At 75.2% G+C, this 10,569-nt stretch carries 8 protein-coding genes; 5 read left to right on the plus strand and 3 right to left on the minus strand.

Annotated elements, in window-relative coordinates; all coding sequences use genetic code 11:
- Nucleotides 1-187: 187 nt before the first annotated feature.
- The 3 genes from recN to AB0C96_RS40440 all read left to right on the plus strand — a co-directional run bounded on the left by recN (nucleotide 188) and on the right by AB0C96_RS40440 (nucleotide 4,511).
- Nucleotides 188-1,915 (plus strand): DNA repair protein RecN, encoded by a 1,728-nt coding sequence (recN, locus tag AB0C96_RS40430; RefSeq protein ID WP_362924995.1) that lies wholly within the window; start codon nucleotides 188-190, stop codon nucleotides 1,913-1,915.
- A gap of 66 nt (nucleotides 1,916-1,981) precedes the next feature.
- Nucleotides 1,982-2,767 (plus strand): hypothetical protein, encoded by a 786-nt coding sequence (locus tag AB0C96_RS40435; RefSeq protein ID WP_362924997.1) that lies wholly within the window; start codon nucleotides 1,982-1,984, stop codon nucleotides 2,765-2,767.
- A 571-nt stretch (nucleotides 2,768-3,338) separates the two neighbouring features.
- Complete coding sequence (locus tag AB0C96_RS40440) at nucleotides 3,339-4,511, plus strand: glycosyltransferase family 4 protein (protein ID WP_362924983.1); 1,173 nt, start codon at nucleotides 3,339-3,341, stop codon at nucleotides 4,509-4,511.
- 318 nt (nucleotides 4,512-4,829) lie between these two features.
- On the opposite strand, the gene AB0C96_RS40445 is transcribed toward AB0C96_RS40440, so the two are convergent.
- Nucleotides 4,830-6,473: a PucR family transcriptional regulator gene (locus tag AB0C96_RS40445; protein WP_362924985.1), complete on the minus strand. Its 1,644-nt coding sequence runs from the start codon at nucleotides 6,471-6,473 to the stop codon at nucleotides 4,830-4,832.
- A gap of 264 nt (nucleotides 6,474-6,737) precedes the next feature.
- Nucleotides 6,738-7,808, minus strand: coding sequence for a LacI family DNA-binding transcriptional regulator (locus AB0C96_RS40450; RefSeq protein WP_362924986.1), 1,071 nt, complete (start codon nucleotides 7,806-7,808; stop codon nucleotides 6,738-6,740).
- 142 nt (nucleotides 7,809-7,950) lie between these two features.
- Here AB0C96_RS40450 and AB0C96_RS40455 point away from each other — a divergent pair, with 142 nt between their 5' ends.
- Nucleotides 7,951-8,958 (plus strand): glycoside hydrolase family 16 protein, encoded by a 1,008-nt coding sequence (locus tag AB0C96_RS40455; RefSeq protein WP_362924988.1) that lies wholly within the window; start codon nucleotides 7,951-7,953, stop codon nucleotides 8,956-8,958.
- On the plus strand, nucleotides 8,955-10,199 hold the full coding sequence (locus tag AB0C96_RS40460) for a beta-1,3-glucanase family protein (protein ID WP_362924990.1): 1,245 nt from the start codon (nucleotides 8,955-8,957) through the stop codon (nucleotides 10,197-10,199). Before AB0C96_RS40455 ends, AB0C96_RS40460 begins: the two co-directional genes overlap by 4 nt.
- Nucleotides 10,200-10,320: 121 nt before the next feature.
- Here the strand turns inward: AB0C96_RS40460 and AB0C96_RS40465 are convergent.
- Nucleotides 10,321-10,569 (minus strand): glycoside hydrolase family 15 protein (locus AB0C96_RS40465; RefSeq protein WP_362924992.1); only part of this gene is annotated, 249 nt, incomplete at its 5' end.

The following is a 10,569-nucleotide window of genomic DNA, read 5'->3' on the forward strand; positions in this document are numbered from 1 at the left end:
GTGGAGCTCGCAAGCGCCGGAACGTGGAGCCCGGAACAACCGGTACAGGGCGCCCGGAACAGCCCGAGCCGGGCGCCCGGAACGGCAGTGCCGGGCGCAGGGAACAGGAGTGCCGGGAGCTCGAGACAGGGGAGGCCGTCGCGGGGCGCCCCCCGGACCTCGTAAGGTCGTATCCGTGTTGGAGGAGATGCGGATCCGGTCCCTGGGCGTCATTGACGACGCCGTAGTCGAGCTGTCCCCCGGCTTCACGGCGGTGACCGGCGAGACGGGCGCGGGCAAGACCATGGTCGTCACCAGCCTCGGCCTGCTGCTCGGCGGGCGCGCCGACCCCGCCCTGGTGCGGATCGGCGCCAAATCGGCGGTCGTGGAGGGCAGGATCAGCGTCGGCCCCCACGCCCCCGCCGCGGTCCGGGCCGAGGAGGCCGGCGCCGAGCTGGACGACGGCGCCCTGCTGATCAGCCGCACCCTGTCCGCGGAGGGCCGTTCGCGCGCCCACGTGGGCGGCCGCTCCGTACCGGTCGGCCTGCTGGGGGAGTTGGCCGACGACCTGGTCGCGGTGCACGGCCAGACCGACCAGCAGGGCCTGCTGCGGCCGGCCCGCCAGCGCCAGGCGCTGGACCGTTACGCCGGGGACGCGGTGGCCGTTCCGCTCGCCAAGTACACCGCCGCCCACCGCCGGCTGCGCGCCGTCGCCGCGGAGCTGGACGAGCTGACCACTCGGGCCCGCGAACGCTCCCAGGAAGCCGATCTGCTGCGCTTCGGCCTCGACGAGATCGCCGCGGTCGAGCCGCAGCCCGGTGAGGACGTCGAACTCGCCGCCGAGGCCGAGCGGCTCGGCCACGCCGAGGCGCTGGCCTCCGCCGCCACCGCCGCGCACGCCGCGCTGGCCGGCAACCCCGAGGACCCCGAGGCCGTCGACGCCACCACCCTGGTCGCCGGTGCGCACCGTGCGCTGGAGGCCGTGCGCAGCCACGACCAGGAGCTCGCGGGGCTCTCCGAACGGCTCGGCGAGATCGGCATCCTGATGGCGGACGTGGCGGGCGAACTCGCCAGTTACGCGGACAATCTGGACGCCGACCCGCTACGGCTCGCCGCGGTCGAGGAACGCCGCGCCGCTCTGCACCACCTCACCCGTAAGTACGGCGAGGACATCGCCGCGGTACTGGCGTGGTCCGAGCGGAGCGCCGCCCGGCTCGCCGAACTGGACGGCGACGACGACCGGATCGGTGAGCTGACCGCCGAACGGGACGCCCTGCGCGCCGAACTCGGCGAGCTGGCGCAGACCTTGACCGACGCCCGCACGGACTCGGCGAAGCGGTTCGCGGACGCGGTCACCGCCGAGCTCGCCGAACTGGCCATGCCGCACGCCCGGGTGACCGTCGAGATCCGCCAGACCGAGGTGCCCGAGGACGCCGACGGCATCGAGGTCGGCGGCCGCATGGTGGCCTACGGACCAGCCGGTGCCGACGAGGTCGAACTCCTCCTGGCCCCGCACCCGGGTGCCCCGCCCCGTCCGATCGCCAAGGGGGCGTCCGGCGGTGAGCTCTCCCGGGTGATGCTCGCCGTCGAGGTGGTCTTCGCCGGCTCCGACCCGGTACCGACCTACCTCTTCGACGAGGTCGACGCGGGTGTCGGCGGCAAGGCGGCGGTCGAGGTCGGCCGGCGGCTGGCCAGGCTCGCCAAGTCGGCGCAGGTCGTGGTCGTCACCCACCTCCCGCAGGTCGCGGCGTTCGCGGACCGGCAGCTGCTGGTGGCGAAGACGAACGACGGGTCGGTCACCAGGAGCGGCGTCACCGTCCTGGAGGGCGAGGAGCGGGTCCGAGAGCTCTCCCGCATGCTGGCGGGCCAGGAGGACTCCGAGACGGCCCGTGCCCATGCGGAGGAGCTCCTGGAGACGGCGCGCACCGGTAGGTAGCCGGCAGGTATCCGGCGGGGTCGGGAGTTCGGTGTGCGGCAGGGTGCCGTGTGGAAGGGGAGCGACATGGTGGCGGGCGGCACGGTGCTGGGGCGGATCTCGACGCTGCTCGGCGCGGCGGGGACGACCCGGGCCGCGTACCGGGCGCTGCGGAGCCGGCCGCCGGGCGGTGCCGTCCTGTGGGAGCGCACGAACCACGCCGGCCGGACGGTGCACCTGCACGCCGGCCTCGCCACCACCGCCGGGACCGCGCTGGCCGCCGCCGGCGCCCCCGGACTGCCCGCCCGGGCCCGTACCGCGACGGCGCTGGCCGTGCTGGCCGCCGGCGGCTGCGGGGCGTACGACGACGTCTTCGGTGCCGACGACCCCCGGCGCGGCTTCCGGGCGCACCTCGGGGCGCTGCGGCACCGCGAGGTCACCAGCGGCGCGGTGAAGCTCTTCGGGATCGGCGCGGCCGGGCTCGCCGCCGGGGCCCTGCTGAAGGAACGCCCCGTCGACAAGCTGCTGGCCGGTGTGGTGATCGCGGGCTCGGCGCACCTGGTGAACCTCCTGGACGTCCGGCCGGGCCGGGCGGCCGGCGCGGTCCTGGCACTCGGTGGGCCCGGGCTGCTGCGGCGCGGACCGGCCGGGCCGCTGTCCGCCGCGCCCCTCGGGGCGGTGTCCGCGGTGGTCGGCGACGACCTGGGGGAGCGAACGATGCTCGGGGACGCCGGGGCGCATGCGCTCGGCGCGGCCCTCGGCCTGGCCGTCGTCACGGCGAACGGCCGCACGGGGCTGGCCGCACACGCGGTCGGACTGGTCGCCGCCGCGGCGGCGGGGGACCGCGTCAGCCGGGCGGCAGCGGCGTTCTGAGGCCCTCCGGGGTCCGGTCGACGGGACTGGGGGCCGGGGGCTGGGGACCGGGGACTCCGCTCTCTCCTCCTCCAGGCCTCCCTCCTCCCTCCTCCCTCCTCCACTCCTCCACTCCTCCGCTCCCCGGACCGCAGGCCCTCCCGATCCCCGATTCGGACAGTCACCGGGTGCGCGCCGGCCAACGGCGTACGCGCCCCGTGCGGCGTCGGCGGGCGTGCTCCGGGGGCCGGCTCACCCGTAGGGACCGTTCACCTGCGCGGGCGGTTTGTCGCCCATGTGGGTGATCCGGTAAGCGCTGGAGTGAGACTTCCCACCGGAACGGCGTGCGGACGGTGCCGAATTGACGTCGCCGGGCTGGCATCCTGGGCGCGGTGCGCAGTTCCGGGTGCGCCCGCCGTACCGCGCCCGCATCAGGCGGTCCGACGGCCCCCGGCCCTGCGCCGCACGACCCCGCGATGCCCGGCAACACCCGCAGAAGTCCACGGCAACCGCAGTGCCCCGCAGTCCGCAGCAAGCAGACCGACCTCCCGGTACGGTCCGCTCCGTCCCCCGACCCAGGAGTCCCGGCCACGTGATCAGCACCCCGACCTCGACGCACGGGCTGTCGCCGCTGCGCACGGTCCAGGTGCTGGGGCACGGCAGCGCCGGCAGCGCGGCACACGTCCGCTCGCTGGCCGAAGGGCTGGTCGCCCGCGGGGTGCGGGTGACCGTCTGCGCGGCCCCGGAGGCGGAGGAGGCCTACGACTTCACCGGTGCCGGCGCGCGCTTCGTGCCCGTCCCGCCGCGGGCGGACCCGACGAGCGTGGCCTTGCTGCGCAGCGCCTGCTGGGACGCCGATCTGGTCCACGCGCACGGACTGCGGGCCGGTCTGCGCGCCTCGATGGCGCTGCGCGGACTGCGTCCCCCCAGGGGAGGGCGGCGGGTGCCGCTGGTCATCACCTGGCACACGAAGACGCACACCGAGGGTGCGCGGGCCGGGCTGGTGCATCTGATGGAGCGGAGGGTGGCGCGGGCCGCCGCCGTGGTCCTGGGGGCCTGTTCCGATCTGGTGGACCGGGCGCGCGAGCGGGGCGCACGTGACGCGCGGCTCGCGCCGGTGGCGATCCCGCGGCCGCGGTCCGGCGGTTCCTCGGCCGAGCCCGAGGAGCAGGACCGGACGCGGCACAAGGAGCGCGCCGAACTGGGCGCGGTGGACCGCCCGTTGCTGCTCGCGGTCGGCAGTCTCGACCCCGGCCAGGGGCACGACCTGCTGCTGGACGCGGCGCACGCCTGGTGCACGCTCGACCCGCGACCGTTGGTCGCCATCGCCGGGGAGGGCTGCCGGCGAGCCGCGCTGCAACGGCGGATCGACCTGGAACAGCTGCCCGTCCAGCTGCTGGGCCGCCGCGACGACGTGTCCGAACTCCTCGCCGCCGCCGACCTCGTGGTGTTGCCCAGCAAGTGGGAGGCCCGCTCGCTGATCGCCCAGGAGGCGTTGCGGGCCGGTGTGCCGCTGGTCGCCACCGACACGGGCGGCACCCGGGAACTGGTCGGCCGGGCGGCGGAACTGGTCCGCTACGGCGACGCCACCGCCCTGGCCCGTACCGTGCTCGCCCTGCTCGCCGACCCCGCGCGCCGGGACGCCCTCGCCGAGGCCGGGCGCATCCAGGCGGCGGGCTGGCCGACCGAGAACGACACGGTGGCCCAAGTCCTCAGCGTGTACGACGAGTTGACGCAGCCGGTGCGGTCGACGCCGCCCTTCTAGTGCTCGCGTCGCATCGGAGCGCCCAGTGCGGTGTCCGGAGCTCCTGTGCGGTGTCCGGGCCGCGCGTGCGGTGTCCGGGGCCCGGGCACCCCACGGGCGATAAGGTCACCCGGATCGGACCCGTGTACGGCTGGAGGCCGCCGTGACGATTGCCGTAGCGAGCTTCGCGTTGTTCGCCCGGCTGGTGACGATGGCTCCGGGGCCGGACACGCTCCTCGTGCTGGGGGGTGCTGGTCGCGCTCGCCATGGGAACGGCGGCCGGGACGGTCGCGGGCCAGCCGGGGCGGTCGCGGGCCAGGGGGCGTTGCCCGCCCGTCCCTACGGCTTGTCCGTGTGCCGTCTGGCGCGCAGGGCCAGCCGCAGGCCCAGGACGGTCTGCGGGTCGTCCAGGTCGGTGCCCAGGAGCTGGGCGATGCGGGCCAGTCGGTCGTAGAGCGTCTGCCGGTTGACGTTCAGGTCGCGGGCGGTCTCGGCCTTGCGCCCGGCGCTGGCCAGGTAGGCCTCCAGCGTGGGCAGCAGCGGTTGGCGGGCGCCCCGGTCGTGGGCGAGCAGCGGGCCGATGGCGCGCTCCACGAAGTCGGTGAGCACGCCCTGTTCGCCGTGTTCGCGCATCCGCCACAGCAACAGCTCGATGTCCAGCCGGCGGGCGTCGTACCAGGGCTGTTCCGGCAGGCCCTGGGCCGCGGCCGCCGCCTCCGCCGCGTGCTGCAGGCCGGGGCCCGCCGCCGTCCAGTCGCCGGCCGCACCGACGACCACCACCGGACGGTGCGCGGTCGGCCGGTCCAGGCCGGCGCGGACCACTCCGGCGCGCAGCGCCTCGGCGATCCGGTCGGCGAGCGCCGTGCGGTCCTGACCGGCGCGCAGCGCGACCAGCATGGGGACCCGGCCCTCCACGGGGCGTACGCCGAGCAGCACCGGCGCTCCGGGGGCGGCGAGTTCCTCGCGCAGCGTCTGGGCGAGCAGCGCCCAGCTGCCGGGGGTGGGGAGGCCGGCGGGCAGCCGCATGACCACCGGGAGGACGGGTTCCTCGCCGGGGCGGAAGCCCAGCAGACGGGCCTGGGCCGGTGCTTCGGTCGCGGAGATCCGGCCCTCGGCGAGGTCGGCGAGGAAGTCACCACGGCCCCGGGCGGCGAGCACCTCCTCCTGGCGGGACTGGAGCATCACGACGGCGAGCAGGTCGGCGGCGCGTTCGGCGGCGATCCGGTGCACCGGCGCCACGGGGCCGTTGACCGGCAGCAGGACGAGTCGGGCGCGGACCGCGTCGGGGCCGGGACCGCCGCCGGGCACGTCGATGCGTACGCCGGTGTCGCGCAGCCCCTCCCAGGCCAGCAGCGGGTCGGCCGCCTCGGGGCCGCCGCCGTTCTCGGTGTCCGGGCCCGCGGCGTACAGGGGGCTGCCGTCGGGGGCCTCCAGGCAGAGGGGGTTGCCGGTGAAGACGGCCAGCAGGCGCAGCACCTCGGGGGTGCCGCCACCGCGCAGCAGCACGTCCGTGCAGCGCCGGAGGATCTCGTCGGCGCGGCGCAGCAGGGCGTAGTGGCCGTTGATGATCTCGGTGTGGATCGCCTCGGTGACCGTGACGTAGGGGACCTCGCGGTGCAGCTGGATCAGGGGCAGACCGCAGTCCCGTGCGGCGTCGACCAGCGCCGGGGGCAGTGCGCTGAAACGCGACCCCAGCTCCACGACGAGAGCGGCGATCTCGCGGTCCGCGAGCTTGCGGATGAAGGCGCGCTGTTCGGACGGCCGGGCGCCCAGGCCGAGGCCGGTGGTCAGCAGCAGCTCGCCGCCCTTGAGCAGCGAGGCGATGTGCGGGACCTCGCCCGCGTGCACCCAGCGCACCGCACGGTCCAGCCGGTCCTGGCCGGCCAGCACCTCCGGCAGCCCGCGCCGCAGCGCGGGCAGCTCCAGCGCCCTGCGCACCGTGATCTCGGCTTCGATCGTCCTGTCCTTCGCTTCCGGCCCCATGGCCAGGAACGGTACCCGTAGTCCGCTATCCGGAGCGGTGCGGTCCGGGGCCCGCACGGTCCCCGCGGCGCCGGGTCGCCCGACCGGGCGCAGCACGGGCACCCGCTGCGCACCGGCGGCCCTCCCCGGCCTGCCGGGCCTGCTTACCCTCCCTGGTCTGCCTGCCTTTCCCGGCCCGGCCGCCGCCCTGGCCCGGCCGCCTCCCCGGCCGGGCCGGCCGCCCGGCACCGGCCGCCCGGGTCAGGGAGGCCGGCACCGCCCCGCTCACCCCGACTCCCGCACCACCAGCCGTGCCTCCGTGATCACCGGCGCGAGTTCCGGGACCGTGCCCCCCGCCGGCCCGTTCGCCCCGTCCGTGCGCCGCGGATCCAGCAGCCGCAGCAGCAGCCGGGCCATCAACCGCCCCATCTCCTCCACGTCCTGTCGCACCGTGGTCAGCGGGGGATCCGCCCAGGCGGCCGGCTCCAGGTCGTCGTAGCCGACCACCGCCACATCGTCCGGGACCCGGCGTCCGCGCGCCCGCAGGGTGCGCAGCGCGCCGTTCGCCATGAGGTCGGAACAGGCGAAGACGGCGTCCAGGTCCGGTACGGCGTCCAGGAGTTGGGCCATGGCGCGCTCGCCGCCCTGTGCCGTGAACCCGCCGTCGGCGATCAGTCGCGGGTCCGGCTCCGCCGTGCCGAGCGCCTCGCGGTAGCCGTCGAGACGGTCGAGCGCGGAGGTCTGGTCGAGCGGTCCGGTGATCACCGCGATCCGACGGCGGCCGCGGCCGAGCAGGTGCCGTACGGCCTGGCGGGCGCCGTCGCGGTTGTCGGTGTCCACGTACAGCGGTCGCGGGGCGCGCTCGGCGCCCGCCCAGCCGGGCCGGCCGCCGTAGACGGTGGGCAGCCCGGCGCGCTCGGCCATGGCGGGCAGCGGGTCGTCGCGGTGCAGCGAGAACATCAGCGCCCCGTCGACGTGCCCGGCGGACAGGTAGCGGCCGATCCGGTCGTAGTCGGCGCGGTGCTCGACGAGCATCAGCAGGAGCTGGGTGTCGGCGGCGGCCAGTTCGCGGCTGATGCCGCGCAGCTGGCGACCGAAGAACGGGTCGGTGAAGACTCTCGTCTCCGGCTCCGCGATGACCACGGCGACCGCGCCGGTGCGGCGGGTGACGAGGGTGCGGGCCGCGCTGTTCGGGACGTACCCCAGCTCGCGCACCGCCTGCCGGACCCGGTCCTGGACCGCCTCCCGCACTCCCGCCCCGCCGTTGACCACGCGGGATACCGTCGCCCGCGAGACGCCGGCGCGCGCGGCGACCGCCTCCAGTGTCGGTCGTGTGCCCTTCGGCTCGGACACCATGCAACTCCTTTTTTCACGCGGCGACTTGACGGTGTGCCGTCGAGTCGGCAGGGTTCACTGGGCACCTCGTGAGAGCGCTCTCATTCCGCATATCCCCCATGGAACTCCTCACTACCCCCCACTGTGCCGAGGAGAGAATGTCATGAGCACGAGAAGGAGAGCGGTGCTCTTCGCTGCGAGCACCGCCATCGTCACCGCGTACGCCCTCGCCCTCCCCACGGCCACCGCAGGGCAGGCGGCCACCGCTGCCCGCACCCCCACCGCCTTCCAGGAAGTGTGGCGCACGGACTTCGACGGCGCCGCCGGATCCCGCCCGTCCGCCGACGACTGGATCATCGACACCGGCACCGGCTACCCGGGCGGCCCGCCGAACTGGGGAACCGGCGAGCGCGAGACCTACACCGACCGCCCCGAGAACCTCCGACTCGACGGTGCCGGCCACCTCAGGATCACCGCGCAGAAGGACGGCACCACCTGGACCTCGGCCCGGATCGAGACCCGGCGCACCGACTTCGCCGCCCCGGCCGGCGGCACCCTGCGCATCGAGGCGAGCATCCGGATGCCCGACGTCTCCGGCGACGGCGCGCTCGGCTACTGGCCGGCCTTCTGGACGCTGGGCGCCGACTACCGCGGCAACTACCAGAACTGGCCGGGCATCGGCGAGTTCGACATCATGGAGAACGCCAACGGCGTCAACACGGTGTGGGGCACCCTGCACTGCGGCGTCAACCCCGGCGGTCCGTGCCACGAGACCCAGGGCAAGGGCAACTCCCGCGCCTGCCCGGACACCGCCTGCCAGGCCGGCTTCCACACCTACGCGCTGGAGCTGGACCGCACCGACCCCGCCGCCGAATCGCTCAACTGGTACGTCGACGGGCAGCGGTTCCACACCGTCCGGGCCTCCGAGACGGACGCCGACACCTGGGCGAGGGCCACCCACCACGGCCACTTCCTGCTGCTCGACCTCGCGATGGGCGGCGCGTTCCCGGACGGCGTCGCGGGCACCGTCACCCCCACCGACGCCACCCGCCCCGGCGGCTCGCTCCTCGTCGACCACATCGCGGTCTCGGTACGGCAGCCCGCCGGCGTCCGGTTCGGCCGGTCCGCGGACCCCACCGCTCAGCCCGCCCCGCAAGGAGCCACCTCATGATCACTCGTCGCGCCCTGCTCGGTGGCCTCGCCGCCGGCGCCGCCACCGTCTCCACCGTCTCCGGACTCGCCCTCGCCGGCCGCGCGATCGGCGCCCCCGGAGCACCGGCCGGCGCCCCGGCCCGCACCGCAGCCCGGGCCGGCCGCTCCGCCGCCGGCATGCCGCTGCACGTCGTCAACGACTCCGGCGCGTACGCCAACTCCTCGGTCTGGCTCTACATCGTCGGCAACGACGGCACCCAGCAGGTGCACGTCACCCCGGACGGTGAGCTCAAGCCCGTCGCGCAGGCCGACAACGGCCCGGACGGCTACACCGACTACGCCATACCGCTCGCCGCGAGCGGCACCACGACCCTCCAACTGCCGCGGATGTCCGGCCGGATCTACACCGCGCTCGGCAGCAAGCTCAAGTTCAAGGCCGTCCAGGACGGCAACGGCAGGGCCGCCCTCGCCTACCCGGCCGGCTGGGTCGCCGGCGACCCCAACTACGACGTGCTGCACGACTGCGCCGAGTTCACGTACAACGCCGGCGGGATGTACTGCAACACCACCATGGTCGACATGTTCAGTGTGCCGCTCGCGCTCACGCTCTCCGGGGCGAAGCAGCAGACCACCGGCACCCTCAAGGACGGCGCCCGCGCGAAGATCTTCTCCGACGTCAAGGCCGCCGAGGGCTTCGACCGCCTGGTCGTCGGCGACAAGCGGGTGATCGCCCCCGGCCACGGCCTGGACAGCGGGCTGTTCGCCGGGGACTACCTCGCCCCGGCCATCGACGAGGCCTGGTCCGCCTACGCCGCCGAGGACCTGACCGTCACCACCGACGCGGGCACCTTCATCGGCCGGGTCGGCGGCGGCAGGCTCACCTTCACCGGCCCCCGAGGCCGCAGGGGCCGGGCCGGCGCCGCCGCGGGCACGGTCTCCTTCGACAAGCCCGCCACCCGTGACGTCCTCTTCTGCGACGGCACCCTCGCCGCCCCCAACGACGGGACCCGCGGCCCGATCGCCGCCGTCCTGGGCGCGGCCCTCAACCGCTCCACCCTCACCACCCAGGCCCACCAGCCCACCACCGACCCGGCCACCTTCTACCAGCAGCGGCTGACCAACCACTACGCCAAGGCCATGCACGCCGCCACCCAGGACGGCAAGGCCTACGGCTTCGCCTTCGACGACATCGCCGGCTTCGCCTCGTACATCGAGGACGGCGCGCCCAAGGAGGTCACCCTCACCCTGACCCCGTTCTGAGCCGCCCGCCCGAGCGCCCACACGCCGAGGCCGCCCCCGGGAGCCTTCGGGGGCGGCCTCGACGTGCCGTGTCGGATCTGCCGTGTCAGATGTGCCGTGTCGGACCGTGCCGTGTCACCGGCTACCCGCCGTACGCCCCGCTCGCGGTCAGCCGCAGCGCGGTGTCGATCAGCGGAACGTGGCTGAACGCCTGCGGGAAGTTGCCCACCTGGCGCTTGGCCTTGGGGTCCCACTCCTCGGCCAGCAGGCCCAGGTCGTTACGGAGCGAGAGCAGCTTCTCGAAGAGCTTGCGGGCCTCGTCCACCCGGCCGATCATCGCCAGGTCGTCGGCGAGCCAGAACGAGCAGGCCAGGAACGCCCCCTCGTCGCC

Source organism: Streptomyces sp. NPDC048506 (genome assembly GCF_040651315.1).
GTDB lineage: Bacteria > Actinomycetota > Actinomycetes > Streptomycetales > Streptomycetaceae > Streptomyces.

Bases quoted from the DNA above. Each gene is read 5' to 3' on its own strand.
- AB0C96_RS40460 (WP_362924990.1), top strand. From the start codon at position 8,955: ATGATCACTCGTCGCGCCCTGCTCGGTGGCCTCGCCGCCGGCGCCGCC.
- recN (WP_362924995.1), top strand. From the start codon at position 188: ATGCGGATCCGGTCCCTGGGCGTCATTGACGACGCCGTAGTCGAGCTG.
- AB0C96_RS40445 (WP_362924985.1), bottom strand. From the start codon at position 6,473: ATGGGGCCGGAAGCGAAGGACAGGACGATCGAAGCCGAGATCACGGTG.
- AB0C96_RS40455 (WP_362924988.1), top strand. From the start codon at position 7,951: ATGAGCACGAGAAGGAGAGCGGTGCTCTTCGCTGCGAGCACCGCCATC.
- AB0C96_RS40450 (WP_362924986.1), bottom strand. From the start codon at position 7,808: ATGGTGTCCGAGCCGAAGGGCACACGACCGACACTGGAGGCGGTCGCC.
- AB0C96_RS40435 (WP_362924997.1), top strand. From the start codon at position 1,982: ATGGTGGCGGGCGGCACGGTGCTGGGGCGGATCTCGACGCTGCTCGGC.